This window comes from Acidovorax sp. SUPP1855 (assembly GCF_030158955.1).
Taxonomy (GTDB): Bacteria; Pseudomonadota; Gammaproteobacteria; order Burkholderiales; family Burkholderiaceae_C; genus Paracidovorax.
This window is the reverse complement of record NZ_BQXI01000023.1, coordinates 57,143-78,161: the sequence shown is the minus strand read 5'-3', so window position 1 is coordinate 78,161 and position 21,019 is coordinate 57,143. Positions and strand designations below refer to the sequence as shown.

Below are 21,019 nucleotides of genomic sequence, written 5' to 3'. Positions count from 1 at the left end.
GCGATTCTGGTGCATTGTTATTGGTGAAACCATGCCCACTCGCGCACTTGCTGCAAAACCGCCCACGCCCCAACCCTTGCCTCCCCGGCCGCGCCAGCCCGCCAACGCCACAGCATGCCGCCCTTCGGTGTCATCGTCACACGGCTGGCCGCTCGGACTGCGCTCCATGCGGGAGGCCAGAGAGCGCGCCGGGCACAAGCCCGACCCGGAACACCATGCCGAACTGACGCCTTTGGCGATCATCGATGCGGAGGAGGCTGGCTCGAATCTCCTGGCCGCAGTGAAGTACATGACCGATCCATTGCACGGGGCATCCGAGAAAGCCGTGGAATTGGGAACGGAGGGCGTGAACGGCGAGCAAGGGGGAGAAACCTCCGCGGAAGGCGCGGACGGAGGCACGTCCGCCAGCGGAGCGGAAGGGCACCATGCCCAGGATCCGTCCCAGACCACTGCGCAGCAGGGCGCGGACGCAGGCAACCGCCATGGCGCCAGCGTCGGCACGGAAGACGCGGCCCCCCATGCCGATGCGCTGCATAAGCTTGCAGAAGAAGGCACGCCCAGTGGCGTGAGCGACCTTGCGACCACCCTGGGACTGGGCGCGGCCATGCTGCCGCTGTCGGCGTTGGCGATACACACCGGCTACCGGGAATTGCGCGAGGTGGCCGAGCAGCGCACGATCCTCGAACAACAAAAGGATGCGCTGCAGCACCAGCGCGACAGCCTGCCCGCCGCGGCGCAATCCGGCCCCGCGCAGGCGGCGGTTCAAGCCCAGACGCTTGCGCTGGACCAGACCATCGACGACGTGGCCCACCAGCAGCTCATCAACCGGCACGACGGCCGCGTCGCGGGTGCATCCGTCACTTCGGCCAGTCTGATCTTCGCCAAAACTGCAGTGGAAACCTCGGTGCAGGCGGGCCTGTCGATCGCTTCGGGCCATGCCAATGCCGCCAATCTGGTCGCTCACAGCGCCAGTGCAGCCGGCGCGGCGTCGGCCGCCACGGTCGCCAGCACCTTCGTCCTCGGGCCCGCTGCCAGCGTGATGGCGACGGTGCTGGGCGGAGTTTTTCTGCACCAGTCGCACGTGGAAAAGAAGCGTTTTCGTGCCGACTTCAAGCGTGTCAGCGCTTTTCTGGACGGCGTGAGTGCCAAGGGGCTGAGTGGAGAAACAAAGCAATACCATGATTTCCTGAAAACCAAGTTCGACCAGCGCAACCGCTTCGTGAACGGGTTCAACAACTGGAACAAGGGATTCGTCGTTGGCGGCGTGACTTACACCGCCAGCACCGCGGCCAAGGTGGGCGTCGGCATCGCAACGGTGGCGGGCGCCAGCGCCGTGGCTGGACCCGTCGGCCTTGGCCTGCTGATCGGCGTCGGGCTGCTGGGCGCTGTGACCATGGGCGTCGGCTCGCACCAGTTCGTGCTCACCCACGGCAAGGTCAAGCGATATCGAAACTATGATCGCGAGGACGCGGCGGGCATCGACCGGGCCTTCCTTGCCATGGCGGACCTACTGCCGGCAGCAACCCGCAGGGGGCCGTCGGCGCTGGCGGAAACGCCAGCAGCGCAGGAGGGCACCGTTCCATCCATCCACGCGGATTCGGACGCTGAATCCCCAACCGAAATTTCGTCCTATGCGTCGGCGCTCTCGCGAAGGCTATCGGAACCAGACGACACCGCTCCATCCCTGCCTGCGGATTCGGATATCGATTCCCGATCGGAAATTTCGTCCTATGCCTCGGCGCTGCCGGAAACGCCATCGGATCTGGACGAAACAGAGGCATCCATGCACGCGGATTCGGGCATCGAATCCGGGACGGAGATTTCGTCGCATGCCCCACCGTCGCCGATGCAGCATGCCGGCCCAGTGCCCGCTGAGCCCCAGGGATTTGTGCTGCGCAGCGCCCTCTACCAAGCCACCGATGGCCACGAGCGCGCACTGGGCGGGTTTCTTCGGCAAGCGGCAGAGAGCCTGCAAAAGCGCTACAAGGACAAGGGCCGCTCCACCGATCAAGCCCCTCCCGCGGCGCCCACGCACAAGCGTTCCGTGCAACGCGAGGCCAAGGCTGTCCTGCACGGCGGGCTGGCCTACGGAAAGTCGCTGCTGACCGGCCACAAGCCGCGTGAAGCGCGTGACCAGGCCCGCCAGGCGCACGCAAGCAAGACAGGCCGACTCACCGAGACCGTGCTGGCGCAGTGGCTGGACTCTCCGCAGTCCAGGCAAATACAGGTGGATTACATGCGGACCGCGGTCGATCTGCAAAAGAGATACCTGGAAACCAAGTTGGATGCCCGCGAATCGCTGCGGGACCTGGAGGACTTGCTGGCCGGCTCCGACGCAAGCCTTCTGCCCTCTGCATCCGCAGAATCCCTGGAAACGCCGGCATCCCTTTCAGCCAAGCTTCGCAAGGCCCGCGCCGACGACCAGACCCAATTGCACATGCTGCAGTCGCTCCACGGTGATCTTCAGATGAATTTGATCGATGGCCCTTCTGCCCCGCTGCTGCTGCAGTCCGTCAGGCAGCACTTCCTGGTATCCCAGACCGGCAAGGCGCACAGCCCGGAACACACCGCCCGGCCTTTCGCGCACTACTGCATGAAGCAAGCGCAAATACAGGCCACTGCAGTGCGCGGTACCCTGCTCGCCACGGAAATGCAGGCGGCACGCGTTCGTGACCGCGAGCGGCAAGTGCGCGTCGCGGACGTGGCACAAGCGTGAGCGGGAAAGGGGGGACTGGATTGAACCGCCCCTTCTGACGAACCAGTGGCGCTCAGGCAGGGGCCACACCCGCCGCCGCGATCAGCACATCGCGCAGCGGCTGCCGGCCCTCCCGCGTCGCCAGCCCGATGCCGACCGCCAGCGCCTCGCCCTCGGCCAGCGCCCGGTACACCACACCGGGCCGCCGCAGCGCGGTGAACGACCGGGGCAGCAGCGCCATGCCGCGCCCGCTGGCCACCTCCGCCAGTAGGACATGGTGGTCCGCCGGCTCCCGCAGCTTCGGTGCGGCGAACCCATGGCGTGAAAACACCTGCTGGCAGTGGTCGTAGAACGCGGGCTGGCGCGCGCGCTCGAACCAAAAGAGCGCCTCGCTCGCCAGGTCGGCGAGGCGAACCGACCTGCGCCGTGCCAGCGGGTGGGACTACGGCATCGCCACGACCATGGGCAGGCGATCCAGTTCCTGCACGTCGAGCCCGGGGGCCTGCGTCGGCAGCGCGACGAAGGCGGCATCCAGTTTGCCAGCGCCCAGTTGCCGCACCAGCTTCGGCGAGGCATCGGACACCACCGACACCGTGGTGCCCGGCTGCGCCGCCTGCACCCGCTGCACCAGCCCGCGGAACCAGGCCGGCTCGACTGCACTGGTCAGGCCCAGGCGCAGCGTGGCCGGCATGCCCTGGGCCGCTACCGCCGCTTGCGCATCGCGCAGCAACTGGCCGACGCGGCGCGCGTAGGGCAGCAGCCGGCGCCCGGCCTCGGTGAGCGCCACGCCCTGGGTGGTGCGGTCGAAGAGCCGCGTTCCCAGCCGCTCCTCCAGTTCGCGGATGGCCCGGCTCAGGGGCGGCTGGGACAGGTGCAGGGTTTCGGCCGCCTGCCGGAAGCTGAGGGCATCCGCCACCGCCAGAAAAAGCGCGAGGGAGCGGGAATCGAGAAGGTTTGGCATATCAAAAAGGTATCACGAATCGGGTCATTCCCAGGTTGATCAACCCTCCCTAAATTGGCGGCTTCCATACACTTTTCGAGAACCGCCATGACCCGTTATCTCCCTGATTTTTTCGACCGCCAGAACTTCGCGCAGCAGCGCCAGGGCGGCGCCCGATGAGCGCCGGGCGCTACGAACGGGGCCGGCGCATGCTGGCCGCCGTGGACGGCCCTGCCGGCCTGGCGGTGGTCGAGGCGCTGGCCCAGTCGTTTCCGGACTTCGCGCGCTACCTGCTGGAGTTTCCGTTCGGCGACATCTATGCCCGCGAAGGGCTGGGCCTGCGCGAGCGCGAGCTGGCCACCGTGGCGGCGCTGTGCGCCCTCGGCCATGCGCTGCCGCAGTTGAAGGTGCATGTGCACGCCGCGCTGCACGTGGGCTGCCAGCCCCAGGAAATCGTGGAGGTGGTGATGCAGATGGCGGTGTACGCGGGCTTTCCGGCCGCGCTCAACGGGCTGTCCGTCGTGCGCGAGGTGTTCGCGGAGTCGGGCATCGCACTGCCGCTGGCGTGATCGCCAGCGCCTCGTCAGTCCCCGCCCCCGGGCCGGTCCACCACGGTATCGAGCGGCAGCGCGTGCAGCTCGCCCAGCAACTGCACCAGCGCGGCTGCCGCGGCCTGCACCACCGCCCGGCCTTTTTCCGCCGTGGCGCCCGCGGCGTTTCCCACCGCGCCGGCCGGGTGGTAGTCCTGCATGGCCCAGCCCATCTTGGCGCTCTTGCCGTTGCCCAGGAGGGCGTAGCGCTCCGCGCGGTCCTGCGAGGTGGAGCGCCAGTGCTGCGCCTGCGCCATGTGCACGGTGCCGGGGGCGAGGTGCAGCATCATCGATGTCTCGATCTCGCCGCCGTGGATGCCGAAGCGGTGCTCCTCGGCGCTGAACTGCGCGCTCACGGCCTCGGGCAGCGGCAGGCTGAACCAGCTGGCGCTGTACACCAGCAGGCCGCAGTGCTGGCGCAGCTCGCGCGCCACGATGTCCATCACGCTCACCTGGCCGCCGTGGCCGTTGAGCAGCAGCAGTTTCTTCACGCCCGCGCGGGCCACGCATTCGCCCAGCTCCGTCCACAGCGCGATGAGGGTGGCGGGCTTGAGCGTGAGGGTGCCAGCATAGGCCGTGTGCTCGGTGCTCAGGCCCACGTTCTGCGGCGGCAGGAACAGCGCCGGCACCTCGGCCGGCAGTTGCGGCAGCGCGGCATCGATCACGCCCTGCAGCAGGGCGGCATCCACGCTGAGCGGCAGGTGGGGGCCATGCTGCTCGATGGCCGCCACCGGCAGCACCGCGACGGTTTGCGCCGCCCGGCCCGAGGCCTGCGCCTGCGCGAAATCGCGGGCGGACCATTCGGCCCAGAAGCGGGAAGGCGGGGCCGGGGGAGCGGTGCGGGGTGAGGTCATGGGCGGTTCAGAAGGTGGCCTGCGGCAATTCGTTGCGGGTGAACACGAGCGAGACCTTGGCCTCCGGCGGGATTGCGGGCAACTCCGCATCCCACGCCTGCCACGCGGCGCGCAACTCGGCCAGGCGCGCGGGCTCGCGATCGCGCAGGTTGGCGCGCTCGCGCGGATCGGCCACCACGTCGAACAGGTATTCCACGCCGTCCACCTGCAGGTACTTGTGGCGGCCGCGCACCAGCGCGCGCTGCTCGCGGTGCTTCATGCGCCAGCACAGGTCGCGCTCCGGATTCCACGCGGGGTCGTCGAACAGCGGCAGCAGGCTGGTGCCGTCCAGCGGGTAGTCGGGGTGGGCCGCCACGCCGGCCGCGTCGAGGAAGGTGGCGGTCCAGTCCATGGTGAGGCTGGGCGTGTCGCTCACGCGGCCCGGGGCGATGCGGGCGGGCCAGCGCGCCAGCAGCGGCACACGGATGCCGCCCTCCAGCAGGTCCATCTTCTGGCCCACGAACGGCCAGTTGTTGGAATAGCGCTCGCCGCCGTTGTCGCTGGTGAAGACGATCAGGGTGTTTTCGGCCAGGCCCTTTTCCTGCAGCGCATCCAGCACCCAGCCGATGCCTTCGTCCATGTGGTGGACCATGCGCTGGTAGGTTTCCAGGCTGCCGCCGTCGACGTGCTTGCCGAAGCCGGCGAGCCGCTGCGATTCGGCGCGGTCGTCCCGCGTGAGCCAGGGCCAGTGGGGCGCGCTGTAGTGCAGGCTCAGCAGGAAGGGGCGGTCCGCCGTCTGGTCGCGCACGAAGTCCACCGCCCGGCGGCTGAGCAGGTCGGTGAGGTAGCCGTCTTCGGTGTGCTCGGTTTCGTTGACCCAGAAGTCCGGGCGGCCGCGCGGGTCGCAATGCGCGAAGTAATCCGAACCGCCGGCATGAAAGCCATAGAACGTGTCGTAGCCGGACATGCGCGGGCCGAAGTGCGGCGGGTAGCCCAGGTGCCACTTGCCCACCAGGGCGGTGGCGTAGCCCGCGTCGCGCAGCAGCGAAGGCAGCGTGGGGTGGCCGGGTGGCAGGCCCAGCACCTTGTCGCCGTGCACGCTGGCCAGCGGCTCCTCGGCCGCGCCGCGCAGGCGGTACTGCCAGCGCCCCGTGGCCAGTGCGAACCGCGTGGGCGAGCACACGGCCGAATTCGAGTAGCCCCGCGTGCATCGCAGGCCTTCGGCCGCCAGCGCGTCCAGGCGCGGCGAAACATCCACGGGCACGCTGTAGGCATCGCGGGCGCCGGTGCAGCCCAGGTCGGCATAGCCCAGGTCGTCGGCAAGGATGAAGATCAGATTGGGGCGGGAGGACGTCATGGACCGGTCGCAGTAAGGGGATTGGCGCGAAATTGGGGCGGCGCAAACCAGCAAGGGACCGTCGATTGTCGCCGCCTGCCCGGCACCTGAACCCTCGTCCGCTCGCCATCCGCGCACCGGCAGGCTGGTTTGTGTCCTACAGATCGATTACATCAGAGGATTAAAAATTACACATTGACACACACCCATCCCGCCGGCCAAATCGGCATTCGACTCTAGCGAAAAGGCTGCATCCATGAACTTCTTCCAACGCATGAAACTGGGTACCTTGCTGGGCTCGGGCTTTGCTCTCGTGATCGCCATCGGCTTCCTGGTGGCCGCCTTCGGACGGGTACAGCTCGATCACATCGGTGGCAACATCAAGCTGCTGTCGCATGAACGCATCGCCAACCTGCTGGTGCTTCAGGAGATGAAGGACGGCATCAACACGGTGGCCCGGGCCGCACGCAACATCGCGCTGCTGGAAGACATTCCGCAGATGGCCGATGAAAAACGCCGCATCGACAAGGCCCAGGCACGCAATGCCGAACTGCTCAGCCAACTGAACCAGCGCATGACCAGCCCCGAGGCGAAAGCCCTGGTTGCCCAGATCGGGCAGGCGCGGCCGGCCTATGTGGAGGCCCTGAACAAGGCCGTCGACCTGGGCCTGGCCAACCAGAACGATCAGGCACGCGAGCAGTTGCTCGGCCCGGTGCGCCCTGTGCAAGCCGCTTATTTCAAGGCGCTGGACGACCTGGTCGACTACCAGAAGGTCGCCACCGTGCGCACGGCCGACGAGTCCGAAAAGGACGCGGTCGCCGCAGGCACGCTGATGCTCGCGCTGGCCGCCCTCGCGGCCGCCGCCGGCGCCATGGTGGCCTGGGCCATCACCCGGCAGATCAAAGGACAGCTGGGCGGCGAGCCGGCCTATGCCTCCGAAGTCGCGCAGCAGGTGGCCAACGGCAACCTGGCGGTCGGCGTGCAGTTGCGCCAGGGCGACACCCACAGCGTGCTGGCGGCCATGAATGCCATGCGCACCAGCCTGAGCGGCATCGTGAGCCAGGTGCGCGAAAGCAGCGAATCCATCGCAACCGGCGCCGGGCAGATCGCCACCGGCAACGCCGACCTGAGCCAGCGCACCGAAGAGCAGGCTTCCAACCTGCAGCAGACGGCGGCATCAATGGAAGAGATGAACTCCACCGTCAAGCAGAACGCCGACACCGTGCGCACCGCCTCGCAACTGGCGAGCTCGGCCAGCGCCACCGCCTCCAAGGGCGGCGAGGTGGTGGGCAACGTGGTACGCACCATGGAAGACATCACCGCCAGCTCGCGCCGCATCAGCGACATCATCGGCGTGATCGACTCCATCGCCTTCCAGACCAACATCCTGGCGCTCAACGCCGCGGTGGAAGCCGCCCGCGCGGGCGAACAGGGCCGCGGCTTCGCCGTGGTGGCCAGCGAGGTGCGCAGCCTGGCGGGCCGCTCCGCTGATGCCGCCAAGGAGATCAAGGCGCTGATCGGCCAGAGCGTGCAGACGGTGGAGCAGGGCTCGGCGCTGGTGAGCGAAGCCGGCGCCACCATGAACGAGATCGTCGACCAAGCCCGCCGGGTGGCCGACCTGATCGGCGAGATCGGCGCCGCCACGCGCGAGCAGGAGCAAGGCATTTCGCAGGTGAGCGATGCGGTGAACCAGCTCGATCAAGTGACGCAGCAGAACGCCGCGCTGGTGGAGGAATCCGCCGCAGCCGCCGACAGCCTGAACCACCAGGCCACCCGCCTGGTGGAGATCGTGAGCGTCTTCCAGCTCGAAGAGTCGGCCTCCAGCGCCGTCATCCGCCGCGCGCAGGCGCAAAGCCGGACGGCGCCGGTGTCGACGCCCTCGCTGGCCTCGGCGCCTGCCCCGGCCACCAAGGCCCCGCGCGCCATGCCCGCCCCTGCGCGGAAACTGCAGGCATCGCCCGCCAAGGCCCCGTTGGCGGCCGCGCCCGCCAAAGCCGCCAAGCAGCCAGCAATGGCGGGCACGGGCGCTGACGACTGGGAAACCTTCTGACGCCACCGCCCCCTGCCCCACCGGACGCCGCCCCACGCCCCTCCGGCCGTGGGGCGTTTTTCTGGGGCGGCCCGCGCGGCGCCTAGAACCGCCAGCCGAGCGAGGCCGACACGCTGCGGCCATCCCCCGGCGAATAGCCCGACGAGCCGCTGTCGTACCACGCATAGACGTAGCGGCGGTGGGTGGCGTTCTTCACCTGCACCGACACGTCCATCGCGGGCGTGAGGCGCCAGGTGGCGCCTAGGTTCAGCAGCGCGTAGCGGCCGGCGCGGCCCTGCGTGTTGGTGCGGTCCAGAAAGTAGTCGCCCTGCGCGCTGGCCGAGGCGCTCAGCTCCCATTGCTCGCTGGCGCGGTAGGTGATGCCGGCGGTCGCCAGGTGGTGCGGCACGTTCTCGACCTCGCGGCCCGCCGTGGCGGGCGCGCTCGGGTCGGGCGTGGTGATGCGTGCCACCTGGCGCGAATAGGCAAGCCAGCCGGTCCAGCGGGCGTGCAGTTGCGCGTTGAGCTGCAGGTCGTAGCCCTTGCGCAGCGTGCGGCCCACGTTGCCGAGGCCCCCGGGATCGGGAACTCCATCCACCCCCAGCACGCGCGCCACCTCGCCCGAGGCGCGCTGGCGCCACAGTGCCGCGCGCGCCTCCAGCCAGGGCAGCGGGCGGAACTTGGCACCCACCTCCCAGCCGTCGTTGATCGAGGGATCGAGGTTGCGCGACTGCGTGCGGTACGCATCGATGCCCGTGCCGATCTGGAAGGTGCGACCCCAGTTGCCGTACACGCTGGTGTCGGGTGTGAGCGCGTAGGCCACGCTGAGCTTGGGCTGGCGGATGGTGCCGTAGTCGTGCACGGGCGCGCTGGTGCCCGCGAGCCCGTCGGAAAAATGCCCGCCGATGCGGTCGACCCGCAGCGCGGGCACGATTTTCAGCGCCGCCGCGGGCCGCACTACGGCCTGCACGTACGCGCCGCGCGTGTCCAGGTCGAAGTTCCAGTCGCGAAACGTCGAGGTCCGCACGCGCTCGATGGTGCGGTAGCGCTGTGCGGCGTTGCTCTGCCACTGGGCATCGACACCGCCTTCGAACGTGAACTCGTGCGCCCAGTCCACCCGCGGGCGCCAGGTGAGCGACGTCAGGGCTCCCCGGTGCGTCTCGTCGTTGTCGCGCTCCTGCTGCACGGCGGCCTGCGAAAAGCGCACCCAGCGCTGGTTCTCGTAATGATTGCCATAGGCCTTGGCGGACCAGGAGAGGCGCTCGGCCAGTTCGCCGTCGATGTGCAGGGCGATCTGGCCCGTCTCGCGCTCGCTGCGGTCGGCGCTGGCGTAGGCGGGGGACGAGCGCGGCGCGGCCTCGGCCTGCTCGCGCGTGAGGTAGCCCGATTCGAGCGCGCGGTTGCGGTAGTAGCGGGCGGTCAGGCCCGTGCGCCAGCGCCCGTCGTCGCTGGTGTAGAACCATTTGCCCGACAGCGCGCGCTGCGTGCCGTCGGCATGCGCCCGGTAGCCGTTCGACTCGCGCCAGGCCAGCGTGTAGTTCTGGCTCCAGTTGCCGCTCTCGATGCCCTTGGCCACCTGCACCTCGCGCGTGCCGAAGCTGCCGACCGTGGCGATGGCGCGGCCCTCGTTGCCGCCCGTGCGCGTGACCACGTTGGCATTGCCCGCGATGTTGTTCAGCCCGTAGCGCGGGTCGTTGGTGCCGCGCACCACCTCGATGGCCTCGATGTCGATGGGGAAGACCGCATCGAGGTAGGGCATGCCGCCCGCGTTGTCGTTGGAAGGAATGCCGTCGATCAGCAGCTTGACGGCGTTCACGCGGCCCTCGCCGTTGAAGCCGCGCATCGAAAAGCGCCCGGCATCGGTGCCCTGGCGGAACGGCGTGACCTGCACGCCCGGCGCGCGCGCGAACAACTCCCAGGCGTGGTCCACATGCTGGTCCTGCAGCACGCTGGCGCCCAGGATGTCGACCGAGCTGAACACGTTGCGCACGGGCAGCGGGCCCGCGCTGGCGGCCTGCACCTGCACGGTGCCGAGCGTGAGGGCAGCATCGGCCGTGGGTTCGGCCGCAGTGCCGGGCGCGGGTTGCGCATGGGCCGCGAGGGCCGTGGCGGCGGCCAGCGCAAGGGTGTGGCGCGCAGCGCCCGAGGAAAAGGAAAGTCGTTTCATGGCCATCGTCCGTGGGCCCTCTCCCGCATCGGCCGGTGCGTGGCGATGCAGGGCGAGGGCGAAGAAAACCGAAGGGCTGCGCCCAGGCGCTCGCCCACGCGCCGCACCCCGGGCCCGGCCGGGGTGCGGCGCACGATTCAAGGCATCACGAAACGAACGGAGGCCCGCGTGCGGGCAGTGGCGCGCCCACCAGGGCGGCGATGCGCGCAGCCGCCACGGGTTGAACGGCATGGGCCAGCGGCTGCGGCGGCGCGGCGCGTACCCGCAGCACCGGCGGCGGGGCGCCGCCCGGCAGGCACAGCGCGCAGTCGAGCGTGTGCAAGCCCCCACCATCGGGCACAGTGCCATCGTCCTGCGCCACGAGCTGGAACACGCCCGCGGCACTGCACACCACCATCAGCGACTGCGGATGCACCAGGGGCGACGCCGCGGCCACGCCCAGCGCCAAAGCAAACCACGCCAGGACCCAGCGGGCGGTGAGGAAGGGCGTGCGCAGCGCATTCATGGGCGGGGGGATTATCGGCGCCGGGGCCGGGCGCGCATGGCGGCCCGACCATCAAAGAAAGGCGCGCGGCGTCACGGCAGGGCCACCCAGCCGGGATGGCCGGGCATCGCAGCCTCTTCGGCCACCAGGGCTGCGCAGCACTGCGCCACGTGATCGACCAGCGCCCGCACGCGCGCCGGCATGAACCGGTGGCTGGGCAGCACAGCGTGCAGGGCATAGCGCTGTCCCCGCCAGTCGGGCAGCAGCGCGACCAGGGCGCCCGAGCGCAGGCTGGCGCGCACGTCGATCGCCGACTTGTAGACGATGCCGCCGCCCGCCAGCGCCCATTCATGGGCCATGGAGCCGTCGTCCACGCTGCGCTCGCCCTCCACGGCCACCGAGACCGCCTCGCCATCGGACGCCCGCTCGAAATGCCAGCGCACCTCCCGCCGGCCGGCGATGTGCAGGGTCAGGCAGTCGTGCCCCGCCAGTTCGGCGGGGTGCCGGGGCACGCCTCGGCGCGCCAGGTAGGCCGGCGCAGCGCAGGCCACGCGCCGGGTGATGCACAGCGGCCGGGCGATCAGTTGCGAGTCGGCCAGCGCGCCGTAGCGCAGGGCCACGTCCACCGCATCGCGGCGCACGTCCTGCACCCGGTCGCTGACCGACAAGGCCAGGTGCACGCCCGGGTGCTGCTGCAGGAAGCCGTCGAACCACGGCAGCAGCAGGCTGCGCGACAGGTCCGACGGTGCGGCCACGCGCACGGTGCCGCGCAGCGCGCCGGCCTCCGAGGCCGCCTGGCTCGCGCCCTCCTCCAGCAGCTCGAGCGCCCGCGCCGCGTAGTCCAGCAGGGTCTGCCCCTGGTCGGTGAGCCGCATGGCGCGGGTGGAACGCTCGAACAGGCGCGCGCCCACTTGCGCCTCCAGCCGCTTGAGCATGGCGCTGGCCGCTGCGGGCGTGATTTCCAGCACCCGCGCCGCAGCCGTGAGGCTGCCGCCCCGGGCGGTTTCCACCAGCACGCGCAGGTCGGAGATATTTTCAAATTTCATTTGAAAGAGATAGGCATCCAAGCCGACTTATCAAATCCATTTTGCCAACCTACAGTGCATCCATCGCTGTTTTTCCCATATCTTTTCAGAGAAAGTCACCCATGAAAGCCATCGGCTACCACGCCCCCCATGCCATCGACCACCCCGAAGCCCTGGTGGACCTGGACCTTCCCGCGCCGATCCCTGGCGAGCACGATCTGCTGGTGCGCGTTCACGCGGTGTCGGTGAACCCGGTGGACACCAAGGTGCGCGCCAGCGCGGCGCCCGAAGGCGGCGCGGCCAAGGTGCTGGGCTGGGACGCCGTGGGCACCGTGCAGGCGCTGGGCAGCGCGGTGCAGGGCTTCGCCGTGGGCGACCGGGTGTACTACGCCGGCGCCATCGACCGCCCCGGTTCCAACGCCGAATTGCATACGGTGGATGCGCGCATCGCCGCCCATGCGCCCGCCACGCTGTCCGATGCGCAGGCCGCCGCCATGCCGCTGACCGCCATCACGGCCTGGGAAATCCTGTTCGACCGGCTGCGCGTGCCCTCGGGCGACGGCGCTGCGGCGGGCCAGTCCCTGCTGGTGGTGGGCGGCGCGGGCGGGGTGGGCTCGATCCTGATCCAGCTCGCGCGCCAGTTGACCGGCCTGCGCGTGATCGCCACCGCCTCACGTCCCGAGACGCGCCAGTGGTGCCTGGACCTGGGCGCGCACGACGTGATCGACCACCGCCAGCCGCTCGCCCCGCAACTGGCCGCGCTGGGCGTGCCGCAGGTGGACCATGTGGCGGCCCTCACCCACACGCCGGCCTACATGGCGCAGTACGTGGACTGCGTGCGGCCCCAGGGGCAGATCGCCGTGATCGACGACATGCCCTCGCTGGACGTGATGCCGCTCAAGCGCAAGAGCATTTCGCTGCACTGGGAAATGATGTTCACCCGCTCGCTGTTCGGCACGCCCGACCTGCACCGCCAGGGCGAGCTGCTGGCCGAAGTGGCGCGCCTGCTGGACGCCGGGCGCCTGCGCAGCACCTTCACCACCGACGGCGGGCGCATCGATGCGGCCCACCTGCGCCAGGCGCATGCGCTGGTGGAGAGCGGCCGCGCCATCGGCAAGGTCGTGCTGCAGGGGTTCTGATGGCGGGTGCCGGCATCGGCCGACAGCCGGGCCACCCGGGCGGCTGGCACCATGCCGCATGCCAAAGCCCCCCACGCGCGACCTGACCCAAGGCCCCATCGGCCGCACGCTGCTGGTGTTCGCATTGCCCATCCTCGCGGGCAATGTGCTGCAGTCCCTCAACGGCTCCATCAACGCCATCTGGGTGGGGCGCTATTTGGGGGAGGCGGCGCTCACGGCCACGGCGAACGCCAACAACATCCTCTTCCTGCTGATCGGTGCCGTGTTCGGCGTGGGCATGGCGGCCACCATCCTCGTGGCGCAGGCCATGGGTGCCAGGAACCTGGCGCAGGCCCAGCGCGTGATGGGCACCAGCGCCACGTTCTTCGGGGGCACCTCGGTGCTCATCGCGCTGGTGGGGCTGCCGCTGTCGCGCGAAATCCTCGGCTGGATGGGCACGCCAGCCGACGCGTTGCCGCTGGCCGAGGCCTATCTGCGCACGCTGTTCCTGGCGATTCCGCTGCTGTACCTGTTCGCGTTCGTGTCGGCGGTGCTGCGCGGCGCGGGCGACACGCGCATGCCGTTCCTGTTCCTGCTGCTGGTGGTGGTGCTGGACACGGCGCTGAACCCGCTGCTCATCTTCGGCCTGGGGCCGCTGCCGCGCATGGGGATCGCCGGCTCGGCCATGCCCTGAGCTTCGCGGCACTGCTGGCTTGGCTGCGCCACCGGCGCCATCCGCTGTGGATCGGCCGGGCGCAGTGGCGCCTGTTCGTGCCCGACCCCGCCATCCTGCGGGCGCTGGTGGTCAAGGGCATTCCGATGGGCGTGCAGATGGTGATGATCTCGCTGGCCATGCTCATGGTGATGGGCATGGTCAACGCCCAGGGCGTGGTGACGGCCTCGGCGTATGGCGCGGCGCTGCAGCTGTGGACCTACGTGCAGATGCCGGCCATGGCCATCGGCGCCGCGTGCTCGTCGATGGCGGCGCAGAACGTGGGGGCCGGCCGCTGGGACCGGGTGGACGGCGTGGCGCGCAGCGGCACGCTGTTCAACTTTTTGCTCACGGGCGCGCTGATCGCGCCGCTCATCCTGCTGGACCGCATGGCGCTGTCGCTCTTCTTGCCCGAGGGCAGCGCCTCGCTGGAAGCCGCCCGGCACCTGAACCACATCGCCGTGGGATCGTTCCTGTTCTTCGGCGTGACCTTCGTGCTGTCGGGCGTGGTGCGGGCCACGGGCGCGGTGGTGCCGCCGCTCGTCATCCTCGGGCTGGCGCTCTGGGGCATCCGCCTGCCCATCGCGTACGGACTGCAGCCGGTGCTGGGCGCGGATGCGATCTGGTGGAGCTTTCCGGCCAGCGCGCTGTGCGCCATGCTGATGTCCATCGCCTACTACCGGTTCGGCCGCTGGCGCCAGGCGCGCATGCTGCCGCCTGGCGAATCGGTGGCCACGCCCGCCGAGGTGGGCGGCCTTCCGCCCGCACCGGTGTGTACGCCGGCGCACGCCACGCCCACGGCGCGCCGCACGGAGGGCACTCCCGCAGGCGCCGCCGTTACCATCGGGCCATGACGACCGACGACCGCTCCGCCCCTGCGACCTCCCCCACCCCCACGCTGGCCACGCAAGACCTCTTCCGCGAAGACGCCTACCTGCGCGAATGCCAGGCCACCGTGGTGGCGGTGCAGCCGGACGGCGGCATCGTGCTGGACCGCACCGTGTTCTACCCGCTCGGAGGCGGCCAGGCCGGCGACAGCGGCGTGCTGCTGCGGGCGGACGGCAGCACCGTCCCCATTGCCGACACGCGCAAGGGCAAGGATGCCGAAGGCCGGCCCACGGCCGCCATCGTGCACGTGCCCGCACCGGGCGAAATCGCGCCCTGGACGGTGGGCGAGGCCGTGACCGCGCGCATCGACTGGGAGCGCCGCCACCGGCTGATGCGCTTTCACGCCACCACCCACCTGCTGTGCCACCTGGTGGCGCAGCCCGTGAACGGCTGCTCGATCACCCCAGACTACGCGCGGCTCGATTTCCACATGGACGGCGCGCTGGACAAGGACGCCCTGACCGCCGGCATCGCGCGCCTGGTGGCCGAAGGCCATGCCGTCACCCTGGGCACCGTCACTGATGCGGAGCTGGACGCCAACCCCGCCCTGGTCAAGAGCATGAGCGTGCAGCCGCCGCGCGGCACGGGCCAGGTGCGCACCGTGCGCGTGGGCGGCACCGGCGAGGCGGGCGCGCCGCAGATCGACCTGCAGCCCTGCGGCGGCACGCACGTGGCGCACACCGGCGAGATCGGCGCCGTGGTCGTGACCAAGATCGAGAAGAAAGGCGCCCTGTCGCGCCGCGTGGTGCTCGGCTTCGCTGCCTGACACCGGCCCAGGAACCAAACCCCGGGCTGCGGCTCCCACCCTGCGACATGTCACACCGCCTGCTCCAGCGCTTGCTGCCCGCTCTTTTTTTGATAGCTGCCAGCGCCTTTCACATCGGCGCCGGTGCCCAATCGGGCACCAAGACCACCGGTTCCGGCAGCGGCAGCAGCACCGTCACCACCCCCCATGTGCAGGCCGAGCTGGTGGCCCACGCCCCCGAGGGTGTAGCGCCGGGCAAGCCGCTCTGGCTGGGCCTGTCGATCACGCACCAGCCCGAGTGGCACACCTACTGGATGAATTCGGGCGATTCTGGCCTGCCCACGCAGCTGGAGTGGCAGGTGCCCGCCGGCATCGAGGCCGGCGACATCGCCTGGCCCGTGCCGCGCAAGATCCCCATCGGCAACTTGGCCAACTACGGCTACGAGGGCACGGTGCTGCTGCCGGTGCCCATGGCCGTCTCCGATGCGTTCGCGCCCGGCCCGCTGGCGCGCACCGCCACCTTCCACCTGCGCGCCTCCTGGCTGGTGTGCCGCAAGGAATGCATCCCCGAAGAAGGCGACTTCACGCTGCAGTTGCCGATCCGCAGCACCACGGCGCTGAGCGCCGGGGCCTTCGACGCCGCGCAGCAGGCGCACCCCCAGCCGCTGCCGGCGCCCGCAGCCGGCGCCCCGGCCAGCAGCGCGCGCGTGGACGGAGGCGCCATCGCCCTCACCGTGGCCGGGCTGCCCGCCGCGCTGCGCGGCAAGGCGCTGGAGTTCTTTCCCGAAACCACCGGCGTGATCGAAACCGCGGCCGACTGGACGCAGGCCTGGCAGGGCGACGTGTGGACGGCGCGCGTGCCGCTGTCGCCGCAGCGCAGCGCCAGCCCCACGCCCATGCCCGTGGTGCTGGCCCATGCCGGCCAGGGCTGGCGGGCCGAACTGCCCCTCACGGGCGGCTGGCCCCCGCTCGCGGCGATGGCCAGCATCTCGCCCGCACTGGAGGCGGCCTTGCGCGCCAACGCGGCCCAGGGCGGCGGCGCACCGGCCGCGCCCACCGTCACCGCCGCGCCGCTCGGCACCCTGCTGGCGGCGCTGGCGGGCGCGCTGCTGGGCGGGCTGATCCTCAACCTCATGCCCTGCGTGTTCCCGGTGCTCGCGATCAAGGTGGTGGGCTTTGCCCAGCATGCGAACCACCGCCGCGCCCACCGCATCGGCGGGCTGGCGTACACGGCGGGCGTGGTGCTGTCGTTCATGGCGCTGGGCGCGCTCATGCTCGCGCTGCGCGCCGCGGGCGAGGCCGTGGGCTGGGGCTTTCAGCTGCAGTCGCCCGGCGTGGTGGCCCTGCTGGCGGCGCTGTTCACGGTGATCGGGCTGAATCTGGCGGGCGTGTTCGAGTTCGGGCGCTTCCTGCCCAGTTCGGTGGCCAGCCTGCAGGCCCGCCACCCGGCAGTGGATGCCTTCCTGACTGGCGTGCTGGCCGTGGCCGTGGCCTCGCCCTGCACCGCGCCGTTCATGGGCGCCTCGCTCGGCCTCACGGCCACCTTGCCGGCCGCGCAGGCGCTGGCGGTGTTCGGCGCACTCGGCCTGGGGCTGGCGCTGCCGTACCTGGCCGCCAGTTGGGTGCCCGCGGTGGCGCGCGCCCTGCCCCGCCCTGGCGCCTGGATGGACACGCTGCGCCGGTTCATGGCGTTCCCGATGTTCGCCACCGTGGTGTGGCTGGTGTGGGTGCTGGGCCAGCAAAGCGGCATCGACGGCGCGGCGGCCCTGCTGGCGCTGCTGGTCACGCTCAGCATGGCGGTCTGGGCGCTCACGCTGGCCGGGCGCACCCGCTGGGCGATTGCTCCTATTTCAATAGCACTCCTGGCATATTTGACTACGGCATGGGCACCAAAAGTGCTTGAAATCACGCCCAGCCCGGCGGTGGCGGCGGCCGCTGCCACGGCGGGCGGCTGGCGCCCCTGGCAGGCCGGCCTGCCCGAGGAACTGGTGGCCAAGGGCCAGCCCGTGTTCGTGGACTACACCGCCGCCTGGTGCGTGACCTGCCAGTACAACAAGAAAACCACCCTGGCGCACGAAGACGTGCTGAAGGACTTCGCCGCCAAGAATGTGGCCCTGCTGCGCGCCGACTGGACGCGCCGGGACCCCGCCATCACCGCTGCGCTGGCGCAGCTGGGGCGCAGTGGCGTGCCGGTGTACGTGCTGCAGGCGCCGGGCCGCCCGCCCGTGGTGCTGTCGGAAATCCTGGGCGTGCAGGAAGTGCGCGCAGCCATCGCCGGCCTGTAAGCGCTTCGTTCAGCAGGCGCCCCATCGCCCTGCCGGCACGGGGGTTTTGGGTGGCGACGCGCTGGAGGCTCGGTGACACTGGGCCGCCCCGGGGGCCCCGGCCCCGCTCGTTCTTTCGACAGGAGAAACGCCATGCTTCGACGGACCCTCTTCGCCTGCCTTTTCCTTGCCGCGGGCGCTGCCCAGGCGGCGGCCACCGTGGGCCAGCCCGCGCCCGACTTCGCGCTGAAGGACGCTACCGGCAAGACCGTGCGGCTGTCGGACTTCAAGGGCAAGCACGTGGTGCTGGAGTGGACCAACCCGGGCTGCCCCTTCGTGCGCAAGCACTACGACAGCGGCAACATGCCGGCCACGCAAAAGGGCGCTGTGGACCAGGGGGTGGTGTGGCTGTCGGTGAACTCCACCGAGAAGGCCAGCAGCGACTACCTGGCCCCCGCGCAATTGGCCGCCTGGTTCACCGAACGCAAGGCCGTGCCCACCGCCCTGCTGCTGGACGAGGAAGGCACCGCCGGCCATGCCTATGGCGCGCGCACCACGCCGCACCTGTACATCGTCGATCCCAAGGGCACGCTGGTGTATGCGGGCGGCATCGACAGCATTCCTTCGGCCCGCCCGGCCGACATCCCGAAGGCCACGAACTACGTGAAGGCCGGCCTGGCCGACGCCCTGGCGGGCAAGCCGATCGCGGTGTCGACCACGCAGCCCTACGGCTGCTCGATCAAATACAAATCGCCGGCATAGGCCGGCGACGGTTTATGCCATCCGCCGGCGATGGGCATGGCAGCACGGCCCCGGGCGGGCCGCGTGCCGTGGTGCGCTCAGACCACCAGCGCGGTCGCGGCGCCCACGCCGCACAGCGCGGTCAGGCCCGCAAGCAGCCCCACATCGCGGCGCTCGTTGCCCGCGTGCCAGCCGAGGAACGTGGTGATGACCAGGGTCGCCAGCAGGCACAGCAAAATCAATTCGATCATGGACATGGCAGGGCTCTCCTTGGCTGATTGATCAACGGGGGTCGTGGGGCAAGGCGGGCGTTTCGCGGGGCTGGCCGCGCGAGGTCCACAGCGAGGCGGCGACCGAGCCGGCGATCAGGCCCGCGGTGACCAGCAGCGCGTAGCCGATCGGGATCTTGTACAGGTCGATCAGCAGCATCTTCGCGCCGATGAACACCAGCACCAGGGCCAGGCCATAGGCCAGCAGGTGGAAGCGGCTCGCCAGGTCGGCCAGCAGGAAGTACAGCGCCCGCAGCCCCAGGATGGCGAAGATGTTGGCGGTCAGCACGATGAACGGGTCGTTCGTGATGGCGAAGATCGCGGGAATGCTGTCCACCGCGAAGATGATGTCGGTCGTGCCGATCAGCACCAGCACCACGAAGAGCGGCGTGTAGTGCTTGACGCCGCCGATCATCGTCGTGAGCTTCTCGCCGTCGAAGGTGTCGGCAATGCGCATGCGGCCCCGCAGGAACTTCAGTACCGGGTTGGTGGCGATGTCGGGCTCCTTGCCCGCGGCCAGCCACATCTTCACGCCGGTGATGACGAGGAAGGCGCCGAACACGTACAGCAGCCAGTGGAACGTGGCCAGGAGCCAGGCACCGGCCAGGATCAGCACGGTGCGCAGCACGATGGCACCGATGATGCCGACGATCAGCGCACGCTTTTGGTATTCCGCCGGGACGGCGAAGTAGCTGAACAGCATCAGGAACACGAAGATGTTGTCCACCGACAGGCTTTTTTCCACCAGGTAGCCGGTGATGAACTGCATCGACACCGTGTTGGCCACCTCGCGGCCCTGCGAGCCGTTGAGATACCACCACAGAATGCCGACGAACACGAAGGCCAGCGAGAACCAGAGCAGGCTCCAGCCCACGGCCTCCTTGGTGGTCACCTTGTGCGCTCCCTGGCGCTCCATGACCAGCAGGTCGATCCCGATCGCGACGACCACGAAGACGGCAAAACCCGCCCACATCCACCAGGTTCCAATGGTTTCCATGGCTTTAGCCTCCGATCGGTTGAAAGCCGTGCGGTGACGGCGGTTGGGGGAACGCCGAAGGCGGCGCAAGGGAAACGGGCTGCAGGTGGTTCATGGCTTGTTGGAAAAGTAATTGGAGGGAGAACGAACTGGACTGTGGGGCCGCCGCAGCCAGAAAAGAAGATGCCTTCCCGGTACCATTGCTTCGGTTTTTCCGAACCATTCCATTTTCCCCACCGCCCGCCCCGCCATGAGCCAGAGCTTCAACTACCGCCACCTGTACTACTTCTGGGTGGTCGCCAAGGAGGGGGGCGTGGCCCGCGCGGCCGAGCGGCTGGACATGGCGGTGCAGACCATCAGCGCCCAGGTCCGGTCGCTGGAAAAGGACCTGGGCGTGGCCCTGCTGCGCAGCGAAGGGCGCAACCTCGTGCTGACCGATGCCGGCGTGGCGGCCCTGCACGAGGCCGACCACATCTTCGCGCTGGGCGAACAACTGCCCCAGCGCGTGCGCGAAGCGACCAGCGGGCAAGCGGTGCGGCTGAACCTGGGCATCTCCGACGGCATCGCCAAGCTGGCCGTGCACCGGCTGCTCACCCCGGTGCTGGACGAACCCCACCTGCGCCTGCTGTGCCACGACGGCGAATTCCAGCCCCTGCTGGCCGAACTGGCACTGCACAAGCTCGATGCGGTGCTGGCCGACCGCTCCGCCCCGCCCAACCCCGCCCTGCGCACCACCAGCCAGTTGCTGGGCACCAGCGCCATCGGCTGGTACGCGCCGCCGCTGTGGGCCCGCGCCGCCTCGCAGAACTTTCCGCACAGCCTGGCCGTGGTACCGGTGATCCTGCCCACGGCCCACGCCGCACTGCGCGCGCGCATCGACCACTGGCTGGAGCGCGAGCGCATCCGCCCCCGGCTGGCCGGGGAGTTCGAAGACAGTGCCCTGCTCAGCACCTTCGCCGCCGCCGGCATGGGCGTGATGCCGGCGCCCCTGCTGCTGGGCGAGCACCTGCAGCGCACCTACGGGCTGGAGCCGGTGGGCACCACGGCGGACGTGCACGAGCACTTTCACCTGATCTACAGTGCGCGCAAGGTGATCCACCCCCTGGTCACCCGGCTGGCCGAGGCCGGCGCGGCAGGGCTGCTGGGGGATGCGGCCACGGATTGAAAGGGATGACCCGGCCGCCGGGGCTGGGCATGGACCTGGCGC

15 protein-coding genes and 2 pseudogenes are annotated in these 21,019 nt (G+C 69.9%); 9 read left to right on the top strand and 8 right to left on the bottom strand.

What is annotated here, in order from left to right; genetic code table 11:
- The first annotated feature begins 232 nt into the window (after positions 1-232).
- Positions 233-2,716: a hypothetical protein gene (locus tag AVMA1855_RS18660; protein ID WP_284426833.1), complete on the top strand. Its 2,484-nt coding sequence runs from the start codon at positions 233-235 to the stop codon at positions 2,714-2,716.
- A gap of 52 nt (positions 2,717-2,768) precedes the next feature.
- On the opposite strand, the pseudogene AVMA1855_RS18655 reads toward AVMA1855_RS18660, so the two are convergent.
- A pseudogene (locus AVMA1855_RS18655) lies at positions 2,769-3,656 on the bottom strand (LysR family transcriptional regulator).
- 155 nt (positions 3,657-3,811) lie between these two features.
- On the opposite strand from AVMA1855_RS18655, the gene AVMA1855_RS18650 reads away from it, so the two are divergent.
- Positions 3,812-4,204, top strand: coding sequence for a carboxymuconolactone decarboxylase family protein (locus AVMA1855_RS18650; protein ID WP_272566867.1), 393 nt, complete (start codon positions 3,812-3,814; stop codon positions 4,202-4,204).
- 14 nt (positions 4,205-4,218) lie between these two features.
- On the opposite strand, the gene AVMA1855_RS18645 is transcribed toward AVMA1855_RS18650, so the two are convergent.
- Both AVMA1855_RS18645 and AVMA1855_RS18640 read right to left on the bottom strand, forming a co-directional pair.
- Positions 4,219-5,079 (bottom strand): creatininase family protein, encoded by an 861-nt coding sequence (locus tag AVMA1855_RS18645; protein WP_284414650.1) that lies wholly within the window; start codon positions 5,077-5,079, stop codon positions 4,219-4,221.
- A 7-nt stretch (positions 5,080-5,086) separates the two neighbouring features.
- On the bottom strand, positions 5,087-6,415 hold the full coding sequence (locus AVMA1855_RS18640; RefSeq protein WP_284426832.1) for a sulfatase family protein: 1,329 nt from the start codon (positions 6,413-6,415) through the stop codon (positions 5,087-5,089).
- Positions 6,416-6,650: 235 nt separating this feature from the next.
- Here AVMA1855_RS18640 and AVMA1855_RS18635 point away from each other — a divergent pair, with 235 nt between their 5' ends.
- Complete coding sequence (locus AVMA1855_RS18635) at positions 6,651-8,444, top strand: methyl-accepting chemotaxis protein (RefSeq protein WP_284426831.1); 1,794 nt, start codon at positions 6,651-6,653, stop codon at positions 8,442-8,444.
- A gap of 82 nt (positions 8,445-8,526) precedes the next feature.
- Here the strand turns inward: AVMA1855_RS18635 and AVMA1855_RS18630 are convergent, their stop codons facing one another.
- The 3 genes from AVMA1855_RS18630 to AVMA1855_RS18620 all read right to left on the bottom strand — a co-directional run bounded on the left by AVMA1855_RS18630 (position 8,527) and on the right by AVMA1855_RS18620 (position 12,120).
- Positions 8,527-10,596 carry a TonB-dependent receptor gene (locus tag AVMA1855_RS18630; protein WP_502870348.1) on the bottom strand — a complete coding sequence of 690 codons (2,070 nt, stop codon included), beginning with the start codon at positions 10,594-10,596 and terminating at the stop codon, positions 8,527-8,529.
- A gap of 139 nt (positions 10,597-10,735) precedes the next feature.
- The gene (locus tag AVMA1855_RS18625) at positions 10,736-11,095 is read right to left on the bottom strand and encodes a DUF2946 domain-containing protein (protein WP_284426829.1); all 360 of its coding nucleotides are present in this window, start codon (positions 11,093-11,095) and stop codon (positions 10,736-10,738) included.
- 71 nt (positions 11,096-11,166) lie between these two features.
- Complete coding sequence (locus tag AVMA1855_RS18620) at positions 11,167-12,120, bottom strand: LysR family transcriptional regulator (protein ID WP_284426828.1); 954 nt, start codon at positions 12,118-12,120, stop codon at positions 11,167-11,169.
- Between the two features lie 101 nt (positions 12,121-12,221).
- On the opposite strand from AVMA1855_RS18620, the gene AVMA1855_RS18615 reads away from it, so the two are divergent.
- The 5 genes and pseudogenes from AVMA1855_RS18615 (at position 12,222) to AVMA1855_RS18595 (ending at position 18,588) form a co-directional block, all read left to right on the top strand.
- The gene (locus tag AVMA1855_RS18615) at positions 12,222-13,238 is read left to right on the top strand and encodes a zinc-binding alcohol dehydrogenase family protein (protein ID WP_284426827.1); all 1,017 of its coding nucleotides are present in this window, start codon (positions 12,222-12,224) and stop codon (positions 13,236-13,238) included.
- Positions 13,239-13,296: 58 nt separating this feature from the next.
- A pseudogene (locus tag AVMA1855_RS18610) lies at positions 13,297-14,737 on the top strand (MATE family efflux transporter); the annotation flags it as partial.
- A gap of 42 nt (positions 14,738-14,779) precedes the next feature.
- Positions 14,780-15,583, top strand: coding sequence for an alanyl-tRNA editing protein (locus AVMA1855_RS18605; protein WP_284426826.1), 804 nt, complete (start codon positions 14,780-14,782; stop codon positions 15,581-15,583).
- Positions 15,584-15,630: 47 nt separating this feature from the next.
- Positions 15,631-17,847, top strand: a complete 2,217-nt coding sequence (locus AVMA1855_RS18600; RefSeq protein ID WP_284426825.1) for a protein-disulfide reductase DsbD family protein — start codon at positions 15,631-15,633, stop codon at positions 17,845-17,847.
- A 132-nt stretch (positions 17,848-17,979) separates the two neighbouring features.
- The gene (locus AVMA1855_RS18595) at positions 17,980-18,588 is read left to right on the top strand and encodes a thioredoxin family protein (RefSeq protein ID WP_284407203.1); all 609 of its coding nucleotides are present in this window, start codon (positions 17,980-17,982) and stop codon (positions 18,586-18,588) included.
- 77 nt (positions 18,589-18,665) lie between these two features.
- Here the strand turns inward: AVMA1855_RS18595 and AVMA1855_RS18590 are convergent, their stop codons facing one another.
- Positions 18,666-18,824, bottom strand: coding sequence for a hypothetical protein (locus AVMA1855_RS18590; RefSeq protein WP_272566856.1), 159 nt, complete (start codon positions 18,822-18,824; stop codon positions 18,666-18,668).
- Between the two features lie 25 nt (positions 18,825-18,849).
- Positions 18,850-19,833: a TerC family protein gene (locus AVMA1855_RS18585; RefSeq protein ID WP_272550714.1), complete on the bottom strand. Its 984-nt coding sequence runs from the start codon at positions 19,831-19,833 to the stop codon at positions 18,850-18,852.
- Between the two features lie 229 nt (positions 19,834-20,062).
- Here AVMA1855_RS18585 and AVMA1855_RS18580 point away from each other — a divergent pair, with 229 nt between their 5' ends.
- Positions 20,063-20,977, top strand: a complete 915-nt coding sequence (locus AVMA1855_RS18580) for a LysR family transcriptional regulator (protein WP_284426824.1) — start codon at positions 20,063-20,065, stop codon at positions 20,975-20,977.
- Positions 20,978-21,019: the final 42 nt, after the last annotated feature.